Origin of the sequence: Pseudomonas sp. LRF_L74 (assembly GCF_965644255.1) — a bacterium.
In the GTDB taxonomy this organism is placed as follows: Bacteria; Pseudomonadota; Gammaproteobacteria; order Pseudomonadales; family Pseudomonadaceae; genus Aquipseudomonas.
Window position 1 is genome coordinate 476657 of sequence record NZ_CBFFRH010000002.1, and the last position, 20875, is coordinate 497531.

The following is a 20875-nucleotide window of genomic DNA, read 5'->3' on the forward strand; positions in this document are numbered from 1 at the left end:
TCGTTTGGCGGGGCCGCCCTCGGTATTGGCCATCCTGTCTCGCCTGGGTAGCAAGTCGGATGCTGCGCAGACTCAGTTAAGACCTGCCCCGGCCGTTATGCCATGCGCCGGGCGGGTCTTCAGACGAGCGTATATGAGGGTGCTTTCGACTCAGTGAGCCGGCCCTTCTGCAGGATGCGCAAGTAGTTGTTTTTCCTGATTCCAGTCGAACGGCTCGGCGTTTTCCTCGGCTTCGAAACGGCGCTCGTCGAGGCGCTGGTACAGCTCGATTTCCTCGTCGGGCATGAAATGCAGGCAGTCGCCGCCGAAGAACCACAGCAGGTCGCGTGGCACCAGGTGGGCGATTTGCGGATAACGGTGGAAGACCTGGCTGATCAGGTCCTGGCCCAGGTATTGGCTGGCTTCCGGGTCGTTCGGCAGTTCGGCCAGCAGTTCGTCGTAGCGTTCGAGGAACAGGGCGTGGGTGTCGTCTTCCACCAGTTCGGCTTCACCCAGGGCGACCAGGATGCCGCGCAGGTGGTGAAGCAGGGCGAGATGGTGGTCGAGGTAGGGCGTGGCCATGGCGATGATCCTGAAACGAAAACGGGCGCGGGAGTATAGAGCTCCGCACGCCCGCTGTCCTGGTCAGCGTACTTTGCCAGCGGTCGCCGTCAGTTCTTCCTTGGCGAAGTCGTCGACATCGATGACTTTGCGCCGTGCCGCCTCCGCGGCGTGCAACTGGCTGGCCTCGTCAGGCTGTAGGACGCCTGCGCGCAAGGCCGCGTCGATCAGGTGCTCGCCCGGTCCCGGATGGACCTGATCCGCCTTGACCGCCTTGTGCAGCTTCTTGTGCAGCGGCAGGGCCGCGTCGAGTTCGTCCACGGCGCGTTGCAGGTGAGCGACTGGATCGTTTTCCCCTTTGGGGCGGTAGCAGCCGGTCAGCAGGTCTTCCAGGGCCGCGTCTCCGCGTGGCCGGCCAAGAATCGCCGCGACTTCGGCATCCAGCGCGTCCGAGGTGCCTTTGTGACGACGGCCAAAGGGGAATACCAGCACCCGCAACAGGCAGCCGAAGGTGCGGCTGGGGAAGTTGTGCAGCAGGTCGTCTAGGGCTTTCTCAGCCTTGCCCAGGCTTTCCTCCATGGCCCATTGCAGCAGTGGGCGCAGGTGATCGGGGCTGCCCAGGTCGTGGTAGCGCTTGAGCGCCGCCGAACCGAGGTAGAGGTAGCTGAGCGCGTCGCCCAAACGCGCGGACAGGCGTTCGCGGCGTTTCAACTCGCCGCCGAGCAGCATCATGCTGAAGTCGGCGAGCAGGGCGAAGGCGGCGGCCAGGCGGTTGAGCGCGCGGAAGTACGGGCGCGCCAGGGCGTCACCCGGCGCATGGCCAAGGGCGCCGCAGCTCAGGCTGAGCAACAGGCTGGTCGCCGCATTGCTCACGGCGAAGCCGACGTGTTGCAGGAGCAGGCCGTCGAACTCATACAGCGCCTGTTGCTTGTCCTCGCGGCTGGCCAGGGCCATTTCCTTGAGCACGAACGGGTGGCAGCGGATCGCGCCCTGGCCGAAGATCATCAGATTGCGCGAGAGGATGTTGGCGCCTTCGACGGTGATGAAGATCGGCGCGCCTTGCCAGGAGCGGCCCAGGTAGTTGTTCGGGCCCATGATGATGCCTTTGCCGCCGTGCACGTCCATGGCGTGCTGGATGCATTCGCGGCCACGTTCGGTCAGGTGGTACTTGAGGATCGCCGAGAGCACCGAGGGTTTCTCGCCGAGGTCGACGGCGTTGGCGGTCAGCACGCGGGCGGCGTCCATCAGCCAGGCGTTGCCGCCGATGCGCGCCATCGCCTCCTGGATGCCCTCGAAGGCCGAGATCGGCACGTTGAACTGCTCGCGCACGCGGGTGTACTGGCCGGTGACCAGGCTGGTGGCCTTGGCCGCGCCAGTGCCGACCGCCGGCAGGGAGATCGAGCGGCCGACGGACAGGCAGTTCATCAGCATCATCCAGCCCTTGCCCAGGTACTCCTCGCCACCGATCAGGTAGCTCAGCGGCACGAACACGTCCTTGCCCGAGTTGGGGCCGTTCATGAAGGCGGCGCCGAGCGGCAGATGGCGGCGTCCGATGTCCACGCCGGGGGTGTCGGTGGGGATCAGCGCCAGGCTGATGCCCAGGTCTTCTTCCTCGCCCAGCAGATGCTCCGGGTCGTAGGCCTTGAAGGCCAGGCCGAGCAGGGTGGCGACGGGGCCGAGGGTGATGTAGCGCTTTTCCCAGTTCAGGCGCAGGCCGAGCACTTCCTCGCCGTTCCACTGGCCTTTGCAGATGATCCCGGTGTCTGGCATGGCACCGGCGTCGGAGCCTGCCAGCGGGCCGGTCAGGCCGAAGCAGGGAATTTCTTCGCCACGGGCCAGGCGCGGCAGGTAATGGTTGCGCTGTTCCTCGGTGCCGTAATGCAAGAGCAGTTCGCCTGGGCCGAGGGAGTTGGGCACCATTACCGTGGAGGCGAGGTCGCCACTGCGGGTTGCCAGCTTCATCGCCACCTGGGAGTGGGCGTAGGCCGAGAAGCCCTTGCCGCCATATTCCTTGGGAATGATCAGGGCGAAGAAACCGTTGGCCTTGATGTGCTGCCAGGCTTGCTCGGGAAGGTCCATGTGCTGGCTGATTTCCCAATCGCTGACCATCGCGCAGAGTTCTTCGGTCGGGCCGTCGAGGAACGCCTGTTCTTCTTCGCTCAGTTGTGGCTTGGGATAGGCCAGCAGCTTGTCCCAGTCCGGGCGACCGCTGAACAGCTCGCCGTCCCACCACACGCTGCCGGCTTCGATCGCATCGCGTTCGGTTTCCGACATCGGCGGCAGGACCGTCTGGAACCAACTGAACAGCGGCGCGGTGATGAATTTGCGGCGCAGTTCGGGAAAGGCCAGCGGTGCCGCGACGGCAAGCAGCAACACCCAGAAAATCAGCAGCAGCCAACCTGGCGCATGGCTGAAGAAGCCCATGCCCAGCACGTAGACGGCAGTGATGGCCAGGGCCTGAAGGGGTGGGGTTCGGCGGTAGGCCAGGTAGGCGATGCCGAGGACGAGTACCAGTAACCAGACGGCGAGCATGCAGAATCCTCCTTGATGACGGAGTGCGTCACGGACATGAGACTACAACTGTAGCGGCTGACGCCGCCGATTGCCTTTTAGTGACCCTGGGTGGTGGTGGGGAGTTCGGCCAATATTGCCCAGGCGCCATCGAATGAGGGCGCCCGGGTGGCGATTGTCCGGTCGCAGCCGATGAAAAGCCCCGCGTTGCGGGGCTTTGCTATCAAACCAGCTCGGCCCACATGTCGTACTCGTCGGCATCGACGATACGTACGCGGACCTTGTCACCCGGTTGTACGCTGGAACTGTCGATGAACACGCTGCCGTCGATTTCCGGGGCGTCGGCCCAGGAGCGGGCGACCGCGCCCTCGTCGTCGACCTCGTCGATCAGCACGTCCATTTCCATACCGATCTTGCGTTGCAGGCGCGCGGCGCTGATGGCTTGCTGGTGAGCCATGAAACGGTCCCAGCGTTCCTGCTTGATCTCGTCCGGCACCGGTTCCAGGCCGAGGTCGTTGGCCGGCGCGCCGTCGACCGGCGAGTACTGGAAGCAGCCGACGCGGTCGAGCTGGGCTTCGCTCAGCCAGTCGAGCAGGTACTGGAAGTCTTCCTCGGTTTCGCCGGGGAAGCCGACGATGAAGGTCGAGCGAATGGTCAGCTCGGGGCAGGCCTCGCGCCAGGCCTTGATCCGCGCCAGGGTCTTGTCTTCGAAGGCCGGGCGCTTCATCGACTTGAGCACTTTCGGGCTGGCGTGCTGGAAGGGGATGTCCAGGTACGGCAGCAGCTTGCCGGCGGCCATCAGCGGGATCACCTCGTCGACGTTCGGGTACGGGTAGACGTAGTGCAGGCGCACCCATACGCCCATGCCCGACAAGGCTTCGCAGAGTTCCTTCATGCGGGTCTTGACCGGCTGGCCTTCCCAGAAGTCGGTCTTGTACTTGAGGTCGACGCCATAGGCGCTGGTGTCCTGGCTGATCACCAGGATTTCCTTGACCCCGGCCTTGACCAGGCGCTGGGCTTCGGAGAGCACGTCGCCGACCGGGCGACTGACCAGCTTGCCGCGCATCGAGGGGATGATGCAGAAGGCGCAGGTGTGGTTGCAGCCCTCGGAAATCTTCAGGTAGGCGTAGTGGCGCGGGGTCAGCTTGATGCCTTGCGGCGGCACCAGGTCGACGTAGGGGTTGTGGTCCCGCTTCGGCGGCACCACTTCGTGCACGGCGCTGACCACCTGCTCGTACTGCTGCGGGCCGGTCACCGCCAGCACGCTCGGGTGGACGTTGCGGATCGAGTCTTCCGCCACGCCCATGCAGCCGGTGACGATGACCTTGCCGTTCTCGGCGATGGCCTCGCCGATCGTATCCAACGATTCGGCCTTGGCGCTGTCGATGAAGCCGCAGGTGTTGACCACCACCACGTCGGCATCTTCGTAGGTGGGGACGATCTGGTATCCCTCCAGGCGCAGTTGGGTGAGGATGCGTTCGGAATCGACGGTGGCTTTCGGACAGCCAAGCGAAACGAACCCGACCTTTGGGGTGCTGACGACGGTGGACATGGCGGCTAACCTCGGAAGGGCGCTCATGCGGCGCCTCTGATCAAAAAGCGCGCAATTCTAGCGGCCGATTCGAACCTTGAACAGCCTCGTCCGACGGCTCGGGGGGCTTGTTTCGCTTCACGCTCAGGCGCAGCATCTGCTGCCTTCCAGCATAAGAGGTCTTCGCTTAATGAGTGATGTCAGTGCGCAGCAACCCGCTGCCGGCCAGGGCCAGGGTGCCAAGGCTTCGTTCGGGCTGCTGATCGCCGCGATTGGCGTGGTCTACGGTGACATCGGAACCAGTCCCCTCTACACCCTCAGGGAAGTCTTTTCCGGCCAGTACGGCGTACAGGCCAATCAGGAAGGCGTGCTCGGCATCCTGTCACTGATCTTCTGGTCGCTGATCTGGGTCGTCTCGATCAAGTATGTGCTGTTCATCCTGCGCGCCGATAACCAGGGCGAGGGCGGCGCCATGGCCCTGCTGGCTCTGGCGCGGCGGGCGACCGTGGCGCATCCCCGGCTGAGCAGGGTGGTGGTGCTGTGTGGCCTGTTCGGTACGGCGCTGTTCTATGGCGACAGCATGATCACCCCGGCGGTATCCGTGCTGTCGGCGGTCGAGGGGCTGGAAGTGGCCTTCGACGGCGTGGAGCACTGGGTCGTGCCGATTTCGCTGGTGCTGCTGGTCGGCCTGTTCCTGATCCAGAAGCACGGCACCAGCCGCATCGGCAAGCTGTTCGGCCCGGTGATGGTGCTGTGGTTCAGCATCCTGGGCGCCCTGGGTATCTACGGCATCAGCCAGCGCCCGGAAGTGTTGCAGGCGCTCAATCCCTACTGGTGTGTGCATTTCTTCATCGCTCACCCCGGCGTCGGCGTGGCGATCCTGGGTGCGGTGGTGCTGGCATTGACCGGCGCCGAGGCGCTGTATGCCGACATGGGCCATTTCGGCCGCAAGCCCATCGCCCGAGCCTGGTTCCTGCTGGTGCTGCCGGGGTTGGTGCTCAACTATTTCGGCCAGGGCGCCTTGCTGCTGGAGAACGCGCAGGCGGCGCGCAACCCGTTCTACCTGCTGGCGCCGTCCTGGGCGCTGCTGCCGCTGGTCGGCCTGGCGACCCTGGCGACCATCATCGCCTCCCAGGCGGTGATCTCCGGCGCATTCTCCCTCACTCACCAGGCGATCCAGCTTGGCTACATCCCGCGCATGCACATCCAGCACACTTCGAGCGAGGAGCAGGGGCAGATCTACATCGGTGCGGTGAACTGGTTCCTGATGATCGCCGTGGTCTTGCTGGTCGTGGGTTTCGAGTCGTCCGGCGCGTTGGCCTCGGCCTATGGCGTGGCGGTGACCGGCACCATGCTGATGACCACGCTGATGGTGGCGACCGTGATGCTGCTGCTCTGGCGCACGTCACTGTGGCTGGCGATTCCGTTGCTGACTGGATTCCTCCTGGTCGATGGCCTGTTCTTCGCCGCCAACGTGCCGAAGATCTTCCAGGGCGGCGCCTTCCCGGTGATCGCCGGGATCGTGCTGTTCACCCTGATGACCACCTGGAAGCGCGGCCGCCAGCTGCTGCTCTACCGCCTCGACGAAACCGCGCTGCCGCTGCCACTGTTCATCGCCAGCATTCGCGCCCAGCCACCGCATCGGGTGCAGGGGACGGCGGTGTTCCTCACCGCGCGCCCGGACGCCGTGCCCCATGCACTGTTGCATAACCTGTTGCACAACCAGGTGCTGCACGAGCAGGTGGTGTTGCTGACGGTGGTCAGCGAAGACGAGCCGCGCATGCCGCCCGAGCGGCGTTTCGAGGTGGAGGCCTATGGCGATGGGTTCTTCCGGGTGATCCTGCACTTCGGCTTCATGGACGAGCCGGATGTACCCGAGGCCTTGCGCCTGTGTCACTTGAACGATCTGGACTTCAGCGCCATGCGCACCACCTGGTTCCTCAGCCGCGAGACGGTGATCAGTACCAAGCGTTTCGGCATGGCACGCTGGCGCGAAGTGCTGTTCGCCCTGATGCTGCGCAATGCCAACAGCAACCTGCGCTTCTTCAAGTTACCGATGAACAGGGTGATCGAGCTGGGCACGCAGGTGGAGATGTAGCTGTTCGAGCCACAAACGAGAGGAAAACGCGCAGCGTTGAAAGGCTGAGGATTTCAACGCTGCCGCGCGGTTATGGCTGCCTCTTCCTGATCGCGTCCATCAGGCGCTGGGCGAGTGCCGGGTAGTTCTCATCGAAATGGTGGCCACCGGGCAACTGTACGACTTCGCCCACGGCGCCGGGTTGGGTGCAGCCGCTTTCGTCCTTCTCTTCCGCGCCGTAGATGCACAGCACCTTGGCGGCGGGCAGCCTGGCCATTTCCGGGCCGGTGGCGGCTTCTTCGCCAGCCTTGCCCAGCCAGCCTTCGACTTCGATCTCGAAGCTGCCGCTGCGGGCGAAGGCAAGCAGGAAAATACCGTCGATCTGTTGCTGGTCGGCGGCCGGCAAGCGGTTGTAGAACGCCGGCAGTACATCGGCGCCGAATGAGTAGCCAATCAGGACGAAACGCTTGGCTCCCCATTTCTCGCGGTAGGTCTTCATCAGGTGGCTGAGATCGCTCGCGCCTTGCTGTGGGCTCTTGTGCTGCCAGAAATAGCGCAACGCATCGATGCCAACCACTGGCCAGCCTTGCTTGGCCATGTCTTCGGCGGCGGCCCGGTCGAGGTCGCGCCAGCCGCCATCGCCGGAATAGAACAGGGTGACGGTGTCGGATTTGCCCGTGGCGGGTTCTTCGAGCACCGGCATCGGTTCGCCTTCGCCGCGTAGCAGGTTGCTCAGCTTCTCCTGGAGCAGCGTCGGCAGTTGCGTGTCGTAGTCGCTGATGCTGGTCTCGGCGCTTTCCTGATTACGCGCGAACAGCGCGGTCGGGTCTTCCGGGCCATCGTTCCAGGCGGCGATCCAGTGGCCGTGGGGGGCCTTTTCTGGCAGTTGAGTGGGGCAGTCCGGTTGCGCCAGGTCGAAACCGACCGAGAGCGCGGTCGCCTGGTCGTTGTCCTGGCTGGCCAGCCAGCGCCAGGCGAAGGCCGCGCCGGGGCCGATACCGGTGACCAGGGTGGGTTCTCCCCCCAGCTTCTCGCGGGCGCTCTTCAGATACTGCTGCTGGCCGGTGCAGTTGCCGGCGACCATGGTTACCTGCAGCAGGTTCGCGTTGCTTTGCTGGGCCAGTTCCAGCAGGGTTTCGTCGCTCAGGCGCTGTTTGTCGGGGTTGACCAGCAGGACGCGGGACTTGGCTTTGCCTGGCGCCAGGGCCAGGGTGGCCGGGATGCCGTCGACCATGGTCGGGTGTTCCAGGTGCGCCTGGGCCGGCGGGCGGGTCCAGAGGAGCAGGCCGATGCCCAGGATGGCGAGCGGGGCGATGAACAGCAGATGACGTTTACGCATGCTTACCTCAGCGTTTGACCAGGCCGGAAATGCCTCCGGCGATCAGGGCAGCGGTGTCGGCCAGCGCGACCAGCGGGTCGAGCCCGGCGGGAACGGCCATGTAGCGTGGCTCCCATTCGGGCAGGAACTTGTCCTTGAAGCGGCGCAGGCCCTGGAAGTTGTAGAACGCCTCGCCCCGCTGGAAGACCAGGGCACCGATGCGTTGGGTCAGTGGCGCGCCCCGGCGTGGCTGCAGGCCGGACAACGGCACCATGCCGAGACTGAAGCGCGAATAGCCGAGTTCCTTGAAGTGCAGGATCAGGCCGAGCATGAGGAATTCCATGGTCAGCTTGGGCGCGTCCGGGAGCATGCGCATCAGATCGATGCTGGCGACTTCGCGGCTGTCCGTTTCCAGCAGGTTGGCGAAGGCCAAGGCACGGCCCTGGACACGCACCACCACGACCCGGAAATGGCGCAGGTACTCGGGATCGAAGCGGCCCAGGGAGAAGCCTTTCTCGCGCACATTCTTGCCTTGCAGCCAGGTGTCGGAGATCGCGCGCAGCTCTTCCACGGGGGCCTGGCCGGGCTCGTGGAATTCCAGGGCCAGGCCGTCGCGCTGGCCGCGATTCCAGGTGTAGCGCAGGTCCTTCATGGCCTTGCCGGTGTTTTCCAGGTCGAAGCGCTGCAGGTCGACGCGGGCTTCTTCGCCCAGCTTGATCGCGGTCAGGCCGATGTCCATGTACAGCGGCAGGTTCTCCGCCCGCACCTGATAGAACACCGGGCGCGCGTGGTAGCGGTCGCACAGGTCGCGGAATTGCCAGATCAACTCGGCGCGTTGCAGGCTCGGGCCGATGGGGTCGAACAGGGCGACCATGCTGCGCGCGCGACGGGCGTACATGAGGAACGCCTGCTGGTCGGCATGGAACAGCAGGGCCTTGTCGCCGGTAAGGGCCAGGCCGCCGTCAGCCTGGTTGGATTGACGGACGATGCGCGCGGCCTTGTCCAGGTCTTCGCTGCTCGGCACATCGATGGCCGGCGGCGCGGCGCGCAGCAGCCAGGCCAGGGTCAGCATGGCCAGGACCACGGTACTGCCCATGGCGGCGCGCAGGCCACGGGGGGCGTCGCCATCGAGCGCGAATTGCCACCAGAGCTGGTTGTCGTAGGGCACGTCCTGATAGGCGAACAGCAGCAGCCAGATCGACGCCGCGATCACGCACACGGCGGCCACCACGTAGAGCGGCGAGAACGGCAGTTCCATCAGCCGGCTGGGCCGGTAGAACGCCGGTCGGAACAGCGCCAGCAGGGCGGCGGTGATGCTGAGCAGGGTCGCTTCTTCCCAGTCGAAGCCCTTAAGCAGCGACAACACGGCGCCGACCAGCAGCAGCACCAGGGTCAGCACCCAGGCTGCCGACAGGCGTCGACGCAGGCCCTGGGCCAGCAGCAGGCAGAGTACGCCAATCAGGCTGGCACCGAAGTGTGAGGCGTCGATCAGCCGGTGGGGGATCAGAAAGCCCATGTGCGCCAGGCGTTCGTCGATGGTCGGCGTGGTGCCGGAGAACAGCAGGGCCACGCCGGAGAGGAACACCAGCAGGGCCAGGATCGGTGCCGCCATGCCCGAGGCCGCGCGCAGCGTTCCCGGGCCACCCAGCAGGCGGCGTGCTTCGAGCAGCAGCAGGGTCAGGCAGGCGAGCAACATCGGCAGGACGATGTAGATCAGGCGATAGAGCAGCAGGGCGGCCGCCAGTGGCGCCGTGCCGATCTGCCCGGCGAAGGCGGCCAGCAACACGGCCTCGAACACGCCGACACCACCCGGTACGTGGCTGAGCACGCCGGCGGCCAGGGCCAGCAGGTAGACCAGCAGGAACGCGCCGAGCGGTGGCGCATCGGGCAGCAGGAAGTACAGCACCCCGGCTGCGGCGCCGACGTCAACGACGGTGATCAGCAGTTGCAGCAGTGACAGGCCGCCTGTGGGCAGGCGCAGCACACGCTTGCGCAGGCCGAACAGACGGCTGTGGCTGAAGGGCTGCTCGGCCAGGCGATGGCGGCGCAACCACAGCAGCGTACCGGCATAGCCCAGCAATATCGCACTGGCCAATACGGCCAGCACCGCCTGTGGCAGATGCAGGGCGTTGGCCGCCGCTGGCAGGTCGCTCAGGCTGGCCAGGGCGGCGAGCAGTGGCAGCGAGCAGCCGAGCGACAGGCTGGCGAACAAGGTCATGCGGGCGACATCGGCCGGGGCAAGACCCTGTCGGCCATAGAGGCGATAGCGCACCGAGCCGCCCGAAAGCATCGACAGGCCAACGGCGTTGCCGATGGCGAATGCGCAGAAACCGCCGAGGGCGACGATCCGTTTGGGCAGCGTCACTTCGGCATAACGGCTGGCCGACCATTCGTAGCCGAGCAGGGCGATGAAGCCCAGCACGGTCATGCCCAGTGCGCCCAGCAGGTTGCCTGAGGCCACGTCCTGCAGGGCGGCACGCAAGGCGTCGGGCTCGATTTCCTCGAGCAGATGGCGGCAGGCGACCAGGGCGATGGCAAACAGCAGCAGCGTGACGCCAAGGCCAATGGGCTGGCGATACTGGCTGATTCGGTCACGCCACAGCAGCAGGCGAGGGCTTACGGGTGATTCTGGAGGTGTTACGGCATCGGGACTGGCACGCATTAGAGACCTCTCGGGCAGTGCGGCGCAGAGTCTAGAGTTTCGCGCGACTTTCGGCGATGGGCTGTCCATGAGTTTAGTGAAATATAAATTCGTGCCAGGTCAGAGGTTTGGCTCATGATTCTGAGAAACAGGTTATCCAAGATTTTGTACACAAGGTCGCTCAAGGTCTTGACGATGCCGTTGAAGCCTTGTAGGCCATACAAAATATTTTTAATAAACGCTTTGAAAACAATGGTTTGTTAAAGTCAACAGGCAGAGTTGGTGAAAAAATGATCGAGTTGATGTCAGGCCCCATGAGTGGGCGCCGAGAGGATTTTTTCTAGCGGTTATCCACAACTTCATCCACAGATTCTGTGAATGATTTGTAGCGTTCGTGTTGCAGTTCGATGCGTCCACGGCTGAGGTCGAGCAGCCAATCTCGCAACGCTTGCACCCGCTCTGCGGGCAGGGCCAGTTTCAGGAAGACGCCGTCGGCCTGGAAATGTTCCTCTTCCAGTTGCGCCTGGAACGCTTCCAGGCGCGCCTTGATCCTCGGCAGTTCGGCGAAAGAGGCCAGGCAGGCGCAGCGTTCGAGCCGCAGCAGCTCGCGGCGTTCGCCACTTTGCAGGCATTTGCTCGCGCCACCGCCATAGGCCCTGGCCAGGCCGCCGGTGCCGAGCTGGATGCCGCCGTACCAACGGATCACCAGCACCACGACCTGATCGCAGTCCTGGCCTTCGATCGCCGCGAGGATTGGCCGTCCAGCCGTACCTCCGGGTTCGCCGTCATCGCTGAAGCGATACTGCTGGCCGATCTTCCAGGCCCAGCAGTTGTGGGTTGCCGAAGGATCGCCGTGGGCCGTGATGAACGCTTGGGCCGCGGCCGCGGACTCGACGGGCGCGGCCAGGGTTAGAAAGCGGCTCTTGCGGATTTCCTCACGGTATTGCGCAGGGCTTACGAGGGTCTGTGGCATGGTCGTGCGTATGGGCAAAGGAACGCCATTCTAGCGCCTTCGCGCCAGGGTGCCGAAGGCCGTCGACCGTCAAAGCCTGAGCTGGCCGATGGCCTTGCTCAGCTCGCTGGCCAGGCCTACCAGTTCCGCGCTGGTGTTGGCCGTCTCCACGGTCTGGCGCACGGTCTGCTCGGTGACGTCGCGGATGCCCACCACTGAACGGGTCATCTCCTCGGCGACCTGGCTCTGCTGCTCGGCGGCGACGGCGATCTGCGTATTGCTCTCGCGCATCTGCGCCACCGCGTGGGCGATCTTGCCCAGGGCATCGTCGGTCGCGCCGACTTCCTGCACGCACTGGTCGGCCTTGATCGAGCTTTCCTGCATGAACTCCACGGCGTCGCGGGTGCCGGCCTGCAGGTTGCCGATCATGCGGGTGATCTCGTTGGTGGAATCCTGCACGCGCTTGGCCAGGTTGCGCACCTCGTCGGCGACCACGGCGAAGCCGCGACCCATTTCGCCGGCACGCGCTGCCTCGATGGCGGCGTTGAGGGCGAGCAGGTTGGTCTGCTCGGCGATGCCGTGGATGGTATCGACCATGCCGCCGATGGTCTGGCTGTCGGCGGCCAGGCGCTGGACCATTTCCGAGGTCTGCTGCACACCCAGGGACAGGCTGGCGATGGCCTGGCCGGCACGGCCCACCACCTCGCGACCGCTGCCGCTGAGGCGGTCGGCCTCGGTGGATTGGTCACGGGTGTCGGCAGCGTGCTGGGCGATGTGCGACACGGTCGCGGACATTTCGTTGATCGCCGTGGCGGCCTGGTCGGTCTCGCTCTGCTGGCCGAGCATGCCGCGGCGCACTTCGTCCATGCTGCGGGCCATCTGCTTGGCACCGTCGTCCAGGCGGGCGGCGGCCTGGGCGACGGTACTGACCACGCGCTGGTAACCGCTCTGCATGGCGTTGAAGGCGTTGGCCATCTGGCCGACTTCATCCTGGCTGTCGTTCTGCACCCGGGCAGACAGGTCGCCGCTGCGCTCGACGTGGAGCATGATGTCCTTCAGGGCATTGAGGTGGCTGAGGATGAAGCGGATCAGCAGTTGCGAAGCGGCCAGCAGAAGCAGCATCAGCACCGCTACGGCCACGGCATAGGACAAGGCGCGCTCCTGGAACAGCTCCCAGAAGCCTGGTGCGCGGCCGAGTATGGCGACGCGTTGGCCGTCGCCAGCGTCTTGCACCCAGGCACCGGCGATGTGCCCGGACTCGAGATCGACCCAGCCACGCGCCTGGGCCAGTTGCGCAGTATCGACATTGGCCACGTTGGGGCGACTGCCGCTGGCAAAGTAGATCAGGTCGGCGTCACTCGGCGCCTTGCTGTCCTGTGGCCAGCTCGACAGCAGCGTGGCCCGGCTTTGGGCCGAGGCGCGCGCGGCGTCCAGGCGACCGTCGCGCTCCTGCTCGATGGCGAAGATCACCAGCAGCAGGGTGATCACGAAGACGACCAGATTGACAGCCCAGAACTTGTACTTCAGCGAAAGGTTTTTCATCCAGATGCCCACAGTGACTTCGGGTAGTTGAATGGCATTTGGCCATATCTTCAGGTCCAGGTGGGAGACTCATGTTGATCGGGGTCAACACGATCTCCTTGTCAGTCACTTTAGCGGTTGTTCATCCGGGTTCTTTAGCTTCGGTATGGAAAAAACACCTCAGTCTGTCTCTGTGCCAGGGGTTTCCTGCTGCCGGTGAAAGTGGCCGCTATCGGGGGCGAAGCGGCTGGCCAGGATCATCAGCAGCAACGTCGCGACGGCCATGAGCAGCCAACTGAGGCGCAGGTCGTGCGTGTATTCGCGCAGCAGTCCGGCGAGCAAGGGCGCGCAGGCCGCGACCAGGTAGCCGCCGCCCTGGACGAAGGCCAGCAATTCGCCGGTCTGGCGCGGGTCGTCCAGGTGATCCTGGGCAACGATCAGCGACAACGGGAACAGGGCGCCAATACCGCACCCCAGTAATATGCAGATCGGCAGCCAAAGCACGTGCGGTGCGCTCAGCAGGCCCAGCAGCCCGAGCAACAGGCTGACGAGTACGGCGAACAACGGCAGGCGCCGATCAGGCCAGCGGGCTATCTGGCTGGAGATCAACAGGCCGGCGCTGACTTCGCAGAGGGTGACCCCCGCGAGCAGCACGCCGCTCTGCTGCGCAGTCCAGCCCAGGGCCGTATAGAAGGGCGGCAGCCAGGCCAGTACCAGGGTGTAGCCAGCGGTGCCGATGCCGAAGAAACTCATCAACAACCAGGCGCGTGGCGAGCGCAGCAGGCTGAGGTGTTCAGGCTCGATGCTGACCGCTGGCGCCGTGCTTTGGGCGCTGGCTGTCCACCACAGCAGGCAGGCGAGCAGGGCGGGCAAGCCCCAGGCCGCCAGCGCCATCGACCAGCCGAGGTGCGAGCCAAGCCAAGGGGTGCCGGCGGCGGCGAAGGCGGCACCGGCCATGATCGAACAACTGTAGAAGCCGATCATGCGGTCGCTATCGCTGGCGAAACGCTGCTTGATCATGCCGGGCAGCAGGGCCTGGACAAAGGCGATACCGGCACCGGCGAGCAGTGCGCTGGACACCAGGGGCAAAGCGTGTGCCTGCATGCCACGCCAGGCGCAGGCCAGGGCGACCAGCATGCAGCCGAGCAGAATCCCCAGGCGCTCGCCAAGCAGCCGGCGCAGGCTGCTGGAGATCAGGGCGCCCAGGCCCATGGCGATCACCGGCAGGGTGGTCAGCAGGCTGGCACCGACATGATCGAGCCCGGTGTCGGCCTGGATCCGGTCGAGCAGGGGGCCGACGCCTGCAAGGACCGGGCGCAGGTTGAGGCCGAGGACGATCACCGCAAGCAGGAACAGGCTGCGTTGTTTCATGCCTTGAGCTCCGGCCGTGCCGCAGCGCGCATGGCGACCCGTACCACGCCGCCGAGCAGGCTCCAGAACAGCAATGCCAAAGGTTGCCAGCTTGCGGCGACAGCCCGTTTGACCACGTTGCCGGCCAGCCCCATGAGGTTGCCGACGATGAGCCGGAGGAGTAGTGACAGGCCGCTCTGGCGCGATGGCATCGATGTTCTCCTGGTGGGAAGGATGCGTTACGATGGCAACATTCTTTTCGATAAGTATCTTGATAGCAAGATAAATTGAGGGGCCTATGCAAGACCGTGCCGATTTCGCTGCCGAGCAGTGGCGCCACGAGCGTCCGGATATCGACCCGTTTTCCATGGCCTTGCTCGGTCGCCTGGGCGAGTTGGCGCAATTGATCGGTCGCGATTATCTGCTGCCGCTGTATGCGGCCCATGGCCTGCAGGCCGGTGAGTTCGACGTGCTGGCAACCCTGCGCCGCTCCGGTGCGCCCTACGCCTTGATGCCGACGGTTCTCTATGAAAGTGCGATGATCTCGTCGGGAGGCATGACCAGTCGTATCGACCGCCTGGAGAAGGCCGGCCTGATCGAGCGACGCAAGCATCCGACCGACCGCCGTGGTGTGCTGGTGGCCCTGACCGACGCCGGTTTCGCCCTGATCGACGGCATGCTGGCCAAGCATGTTGCCAACCAGCAGCGGGTGCTTTGCGGCCTGGACGCCGATGAACAGAAGCAACTGCATGGCTTGCTCGGCAAGCTGTTAGCGGGCCTGCCACCCGTCGCTTGAGTGGGCCGGTCTTGTCGACTCGCGGTTTTTCTGAGAGGGAGGTTATCGATGTCGTTGGGGGTGCTTATCCTGGGAGTGGCGTTGCAGGTAGCGTTCGCCGGTTTCCAGGCCATGCTGGTGATCTTCGGTGGCGCGGCGATTGCCAACAAACACGAACTGTCACCACTGCAGAACCAGTTGCTGATGCATTGCATCTGGCTGCTGCCGGCCATTTCCCTGGGCGTGGCGGGGTTGCTGGTCTATTTCTACCAGACCAAGTCCGCGTTGCTCGGCAATGGCTGGCACTTGCTGCCCATCGCCTGCTGCGCAGTGGTCGTTGGCTACCTGATCAGGATCAATCGCTGACGCGTAGCGGCAAGTCGCAAACCTCAACTGAAAGCGCCAGGCGCTGCATTTGCCGACCTCTCGTCGGCAAATACCGAAACGAAGCGCTATCCGTGCACGGAAATAGCATGCACGGCGGCTGTCCAGCGCCCCCTTCCGGGCGTGTCGTATCCGCCTCGAGAGTGCTTCTGCCCATGTCCCATTCGTTGTTGCCGCGCGTGTTCGCCGGCCTGTTGCTCGGCACCGTTGTCGTAGGCCCAGCCCTGGCCGGGCCGGCCTCCATCGCGCCTGATACCGCACTGCCAAGTGCCGGCGCCGTGATCGAACAAGTCGAAGCCCGGCAGCCGGTGGCCGCCAAGCCGCTTCAGGTGCTGTTCGTGGGTAACAGCTACACCTTCTATAACGATATGCCGAAGATCGTGCAGCAGATGTCCATCGATGCCGCCCAGCCGCGTCCGCTGGCGGTGAAAGACGTGACCTGGGGCGGCGCCAGCCTGGAAGCACACTGGCACAAAGGCGACGTCCAGCAGGCGCTGGCCAGCCAGCACTGGGACTATGTGGTGATCCAGGACTTCAGCACCATGCCGGTGGAGCACCCGGAGACCACCCGCAAGTATGTGCGCCTGGTCAGTGACGCCGCGCGCAACAGCGGAGCCCAGCCGATCCTCTACATGACCTGGGCCCGCGAGTACGACCCGGCCATGCAGGCCCAGCTCGACAGCGTCTATACCGAGCTGGCCAACGCGACCCACTCGTTGCTGGCCCCGGTCGGCAAGGCCTGGATGGAAGCCCTGGCGGACGCGCACAAGCCGGACCTGTACATCCAGGACGGCAGCCATCCGACCTACAGCGGTTCCTACCTGGCGGCTTCGGTGTTCTATTCGCTGATCTACGGTGCCCAGCCGCCAGCACCCTCTATCGCGCTGGCCAGCCGTTTCGAGCAGGCCGACGTGGTCGGCTTGCAGCGTCATGCATGGAACTCGCTGCAAGCGCTGGACGTGGCCTTGCGCAGCGTTCCCAGCCAGGTTCAGGCCACCCGTTGAGGCGTCTCAGGCGATGCTTGGGTCTGCTCATCGCCTGACCTTTTTGGTCATTTTCTACCCGGCAATCTACCGCTGCGCTTCCCACATGCGTCGGTGAAATCTGCGACAATCGCGCCTTTTCCGCGATTGCCCGTGCCTGATGACCGACGCAACTTTCGATTTCACCGCCCTGCAGAAAAACCTCGACCACGCCCTGATCGCTGACCGTCATCGACTGCGCCGCCAGTTGCACGAGTTGCACAAGCAGCCTGACGCGGGCAGGCAGGCGCAGTGGCTGGAGCGGTTCCAGGCCTCCTGTGCCAAGGTCGAGGCGCGGCGCCTGAGCGTGCCGGTGATGCGTTACGACGATGCGTTGCCCATCGCCGCCAAGCGTGACGAGATCAAGGCCGCGCTGGAAAAGCATCAGGTACTGGTGATCGCTGGCGAAACCGGCTCGGGCAAGACCACCCAGTTGCCGAAGATCTGCCTGGAGATCGGCCGTGGCACGCACGGCCTGATCGGTCATACCCAACCGCGTCGCCTGGCGGCGCGCAGTGTGGCCACGCGGGTGGCGGAGGAGATCGGCACGCCATTGGGCGAACTGGTCGGCTACCAGGTGCGCTTCGAGGACCAGAGCAAGGACAGCACGCTGATCAAGCTGATGACCGACGGCATCTTGCTCGCCGAGACCCAGCATGATCGTTTTCTCGACAAGTACGACACCCTCATCGTCGACGAGGCCCATGAACGCAGCCTCAACATCGACTTCCTGCTCGGCTACCTGAAGACCCTGTTGCCGCGGCGCCCCGAACTCAAGGTGATCATCACCTCGGCGACCATCGACCTGGAGCGGTTCAGCAAGCACTTTGGCAGCGCGCCTATCGTCGAGGTCTCTGGTCGCACCTACCCGGTGGAAACCTGGTACCGGCCGCTGGCGGCGGAGGTGGACGAGGAGGGCGAAAGCCTGCTCGACGACCTGACCGTGGACCAGGGCATCCTCGCCGCGCTGGATGAGATCGCCGCCCATGAGCAGGCCGAAGGCAAGCGCCCTGGCGACGTGCTGATCTTCCTGCCGGGCGAGCGCGAGATTCGCGACGCCGCCGAGGTGCTGCGCAAGGCCAACCTGCGTTTCACCGAGGTGCTGCCGCTGTATGCACGGCTGACCCCGGCCGAGCAGCAGAAGATTTTCGCGCCCATGGCCGGGCGCAAGATCGTCCTCGCCACCAACGTTGCCGAGACCTCGCTGACCGTGCCGGGCATCCGCTACGTGATCGACAGCGGCACCGCACGCATCAGCCGCTACAGCTACCGCGCCAAGGTCCAGCGCCTGCCCATCGAAGCGGTGTCCCAGGCCAGCGCCAACCAGCGCAAGGGGCGTTGTGGCCGGGTCGAGCCGGGTATCTGCGTGCGCCTCTACAGTGAGGAGGATTTTCTCGGTCGACCGGAATTCACCGACCCGGAGATCCTGCGTACCAACCTGGCGGCGGTGATCCTGCAGATGCTGCACCTGCGCCTGGGCAACATCGAGGATTTCCCCTTTATCGAGCCGCCGGATGGCAAGGCCATCAGCGACGGTTTCAACCTGTTGCAGGAACTCTCTGCGGTCAACCGCGAAGGCCAGCTGACGCCGCTGGGCAGGCAACTGGCGCGCCTGCCCATCGACCCGCGCCTGGGGCGCATGGTGCTGGAAGCGGCCAGGCTGGGCAGCCTGGATGAGCTGCTGATCGTCGCCAGCGCGCTGTCCGTGCAGGACCCGCGCGAGCGGCCGATGGAACGCCAGCAGGCCGCCGACCAGGCCCATGCGCAATGGAAGGATGTCGACTCCGACTTCGCCGCGCTGATCAACCTTTGGCGCGGTTTCGAGGAAAAACGCCAGGAACTGGGTTCCAACCCGCTGCGCAACTGGTGCAAGAAGAACTTCCTCAACTACATGCGCCTGCGCGAGTGGCGCGATGCGCATCGGCAGTTGCTGCTGCTGGCCAAGGAGTTGCAGCTAACGCCCGGCAAATCATCGGCTGCGGGTAGGGTGGACAACGCCGCAGGCTTGTCCACCAAGGTGGATGGCTCCGGCCATCCACCCTACGAAAAAGCGCAACGTACAGCGCCGACCACCGATACCCGCGTCAACGCCATCGCCCGCGAGCAGGCCGAAGCCAGCGAGGCGGCACAGCGTGCCAGGAGCTACGCCGCGGTACACAAGGCCATTCTCAGCGGCCTGCTCAGCCAGATCGGCCAGAAGACCGAGGACGGCGACTACCTGGGCGCCCGCCAGCGGCGTTTCTGGATTCATCCGTCGTCGGTGATCGGGCGCAAGAAACCGAGCTGGGTGATGGCCGCCGAACTGGTGGAGACCAGCAAGCTGTTCGCCCGCCAGGTGGCGAAGATCGAGCCGGACTGGATCGAGCCGCTGGCCGCTCACCTGATCAAGAAGAACCACTTCGAGCCGCACTGGGAGAAGCGCCGTGGCCAGGTGGTCGCCTTCGAGCAGGTGACGCTTTACGGCATGATCGTGGTCGGTCGCCGCGCGGTGCATTTCGGCCCCATCGAGCCTGCAACGTCGCGTGAGCTGTTCATTCGCGAAGGCCTGGTACGCGGCGAGATCAACAGCCGGGCCAAGTGCCTGAGCGCCAACCGCCAGTTGCTGGAAAAGCTCGACGAACTGGAGGCCAAGGCGCGTCGCCGCGATATTCTCGCCGACGAGGAAACCCTGTTCGCCTTCTATGAGGCGCGCATCCCGCAGGACATCTACCAGGCCGCCAGCTTCGACAACTGGTACAAGCGCGAGAGCGAAAAGAACCCGCAACTGCTGATCATGCGCGAGGAAGACGTGCTGGCGCGTGATGCCAAGGAAGTCACCGCCGCGCAATATCCGGACACCCTGCACCTGGGCGAGCTGCAACTGCCGCTGAGCTACCACTTCGAGCCCAATCACCCGCGCGATGGCGTGACCCTGCGGGTGCCGGCGCCGCTGCTGCCGCAACTGCCAGCCGAACGCTTGGAGTGGCTGGTGCCGGGGCTGATCGAAGCCAAGGCCATCGCCCTGGTGCGCAACCTGCCCAAGGCGATTCGCAAGAACTTCGTGCCGGTGCCGGACTTCGTTGGCGCCGCGCTGGGCAAGCTGGTGTTCGCCCAGGGCAGCCTGGCCGAGAACCTCGGCCGCGAGCTGCAGCGCATGACCGGCGCACGGGTTCCCGACGAGGCCTGGGAGGAAGCGGTTGCGCAGGTCGATGGCCATCTGCGGATGAATCTGGAAGTGGTCGACGCCAAGGGCAAGTTCCTCGGCGAAGGGCGCGACCTGGCCGCGCTGACCGCGCGTTTCGCCGAGGCCAGCCAGGCCGCGCTGGCGATTCCCCAGCAGAAACAGGAGCAGAAACCGGTCGAAGCCAAGGCCTTCGCCCAGGTTGCCGAAAAGGCCCAGCAGAAGGTCGCCGGGCTTTCCATGACCGTGTTCCCGGCGCTGCTGGAAGAGGCTGGGGTGGTCAAGGAAAGCCGCTTCAGCACGGCGGCCGAGGCTGAGTACCAGCACCGTCGCGCGCTGCAGCGGCTGCTGTTGCAGCAGCTCAACGAGCCGGCCAAATTCCTGCGCGGCAAGTTGCCGGGGCTGACCGAACTGGGCCTGTTGTACCGCGACCTGGGCCGGATCGATGCGTTGGTCGAGGACATTCTCCTGGCCAGCCTCGACAGCTGCATCCTCGACGGCGAGCAGCCTTTGCCGCGCGACGGCGCGGCCCTGGCGGCGCTGGCCGAGAAGAAGCGCAGCGCCTGGACCGAGCATGCCGAACGCCTGGCCAGGCTGACCCTGGATATCCTCAAGCTGTCGCATGCCTTGCACAAGCGCTTCAAGGGCAAGATCGACCTGGCCCAGGCGGTGGCGCTGAATGACATCAAGGCGCAGTTGGGTAACCTGGTCTATCCGGGCTTCGTTCGCGAGACGCCGGTCGAATGGCTCAAGGAAATCCCGCGCTACCTCAAGGCCATCGAGCAGCGCTTCGACAAGATCGCCGCGCAACTGCAACGTGACCGCGTCTGGAGTGGCGAGCTGGCTGGCTATTGGCAGCAGTACCAGGCGCGCCTGGGCAAGCACCTGCAAGAGGGCAAGCGTGACGCCAACCTGCAGCTCTATCGCTGGATGCTCGAGGAATACCGCGTTTCGTTGTTCGCCCAGCAGTTGGGCACGCGGATGGCCGTTTCCGACAAGCGCCTGAGCAAGCAGTGGACGCAAGTCGAGGCGTGACAAGGCGACGCGGCTGCGTGGTGGTTCTCGAGCGCTTGGCTATCCTTGGGGTCGTTAT

The 20875-nt window shown here is 64.9% G+C and carries 14 protein-coding genes and 1 pseudogene; 5 read left to right on the forward strand and 10 right to left on the reverse strand.

The annotated features are described in order from the left end of the window. Positions 1-150: 150 nt before the first annotated feature. From ACSZPK_RS07055 to rimO, 3 genes are all read right to left on the reverse strand, one after another. Positions 151-561 (reverse strand): PA2817 family protein, encoded by a 411-nt coding sequence (locus tag ACSZPK_RS07055; RefSeq protein WP_437880705.1) that lies wholly within the window; start codon positions 559-561, stop codon positions 151-153. Positions 562-624: 63 nt separating this feature from the next. Next, positions 625-3072, reverse strand: coding sequence for an acyl-CoA dehydrogenase (locus ACSZPK_RS07060; protein WP_437880707.1), 2448 nt, complete (start codon positions 3070-3072; stop codon positions 625-627). A gap of 202 nt (positions 3073-3274) precedes the next feature. After that, on the reverse strand, positions 3275-4603 hold the full coding sequence (rimO, locus tag ACSZPK_RS07065; protein WP_437880709.1) for a 30S ribosomal protein S12 methylthiotransferase RimO: 1329 nt from the start codon (positions 4601-4603) through the stop codon (positions 3275-3277). A gap of 169 nt (positions 4604-4772) precedes the next feature. Between rimO and ACSZPK_RS07070 the strand changes: the two genes are divergently transcribed. Then, on the forward strand, positions 4773-6680 hold the full coding sequence (locus ACSZPK_RS07070) for a potassium transporter Kup (protein WP_437880710.1): 1908 nt from the start codon (positions 4773-4775) through the stop codon (positions 6678-6680). A 70-nt stretch (positions 6681-6750) separates the two neighbouring features. Here ACSZPK_RS07070 and ACSZPK_RS07075 read toward each other — a convergent pair whose 3' ends face one another. The 7 genes and pseudogenes from ACSZPK_RS07075 to ACSZPK_RS07105 form a co-directional block, all read right to left on the reverse strand. Next, on the reverse strand, positions 6751-7998 hold the full coding sequence (locus ACSZPK_RS07075) for a virulence factor family protein (protein WP_437880712.1): 1248 nt from the start codon (positions 7996-7998) through the stop codon (positions 6751-6753). A 7-nt stretch (positions 7999-8005) separates the two neighbouring features. Beyond that, entirely contained in the window at positions 8006-10639 is a 2634-nt protein-coding gene (gene mprF, locus ACSZPK_RS07080) for a bifunctional lysylphosphatidylglycerol flippase/synthetase MprF (RefSeq protein WP_437880714.1), read from the reverse strand. Between the two features lie 319 nt (positions 10640-10958). Further along, a complete protein-coding gene (locus tag ACSZPK_RS07085) occupies positions 10959-11591 on the reverse strand; it encodes an IMPACT family protein (RefSeq protein ID WP_437880715.1) in 633 nt (210 codons plus the stop codon). A gap of 69 nt (positions 11592-11660) precedes the next feature. Then, the gene (locus tag ACSZPK_RS07090; RefSeq protein WP_437881012.1) at positions 11661-12545 is read right to left on the reverse strand and encodes a methyl-accepting chemotaxis protein; all 885 of its coding nucleotides are present in this window, start codon (positions 12543-12545) and stop codon (positions 11661-11663) included. Further along, positions 12531-13112 (reverse strand): annotated as a pseudogene (locus tag ACSZPK_RS07095) (HAMP domain-containing protein); the annotation flags it as partial. The pseudogene ACSZPK_RS07095 and the gene ACSZPK_RS07090, both read right to left, overlap by 15 nt. Before the next feature lie 159 nt (positions 13113-13271). Then, positions 13272-14462 carry an MFS transporter gene (locus tag ACSZPK_RS07100; RefSeq protein WP_437880717.1) on the reverse strand — a complete coding sequence of 397 codons (1191 nt, stop codon included), beginning with the start codon at positions 14460-14462 and terminating at the stop codon, positions 13272-13274. Then, positions 14459-14653 carry a hypothetical protein gene (locus ACSZPK_RS07105; protein ID WP_437880719.1) on the reverse strand — a complete coding sequence of 65 codons (195 nt, stop codon included), beginning with the start codon at positions 14651-14653 and terminating at the stop codon, positions 14459-14461. Before ACSZPK_RS07105 ends, ACSZPK_RS07100 begins: the two co-directional genes overlap by 4 nt. An 86-nt stretch (positions 14654-14739) precedes the next feature. On the opposite strand from ACSZPK_RS07105, the gene ACSZPK_RS07110 reads away from it, so the two are divergent. The 4 genes from ACSZPK_RS07110 to hrpA all read left to right on the forward strand — a co-directional run bounded on the left by ACSZPK_RS07110 (position 14740) and on the right by hrpA (position 20817). Further along, positions 14740-15237, forward strand: coding sequence for a MarR family winged helix-turn-helix transcriptional regulator (locus ACSZPK_RS07110; protein WP_437880721.1), 498 nt, complete (start codon positions 14740-14742; stop codon positions 15235-15237). Between the two features lie 48 nt (positions 15238-15285). Then, positions 15286-15582, forward strand: a complete 297-nt coding sequence (locus ACSZPK_RS07115; RefSeq protein WP_437880722.1) for a hypothetical protein — start codon at positions 15286-15288, stop codon at positions 15580-15582. A 173-nt stretch (positions 15583-15755) separates the two neighbouring features. Then, positions 15756-16604 (forward strand): SGNH/GDSL hydrolase family protein, encoded by an 849-nt coding sequence (locus ACSZPK_RS07120; protein ID WP_437880724.1) that lies wholly within the window; start codon positions 15756-15758, stop codon positions 16602-16604. A gap of 139 nt (positions 16605-16743) precedes the next feature. After that, on the forward strand, positions 16744-20817 hold the full coding sequence (gene hrpA, locus ACSZPK_RS07125) for an ATP-dependent RNA helicase HrpA (protein WP_437880726.1): 4074 nt from the start codon (positions 16744-16746) through the stop codon (positions 20815-20817). Positions 20818-20875 lie beyond the last annotated feature (58 nt).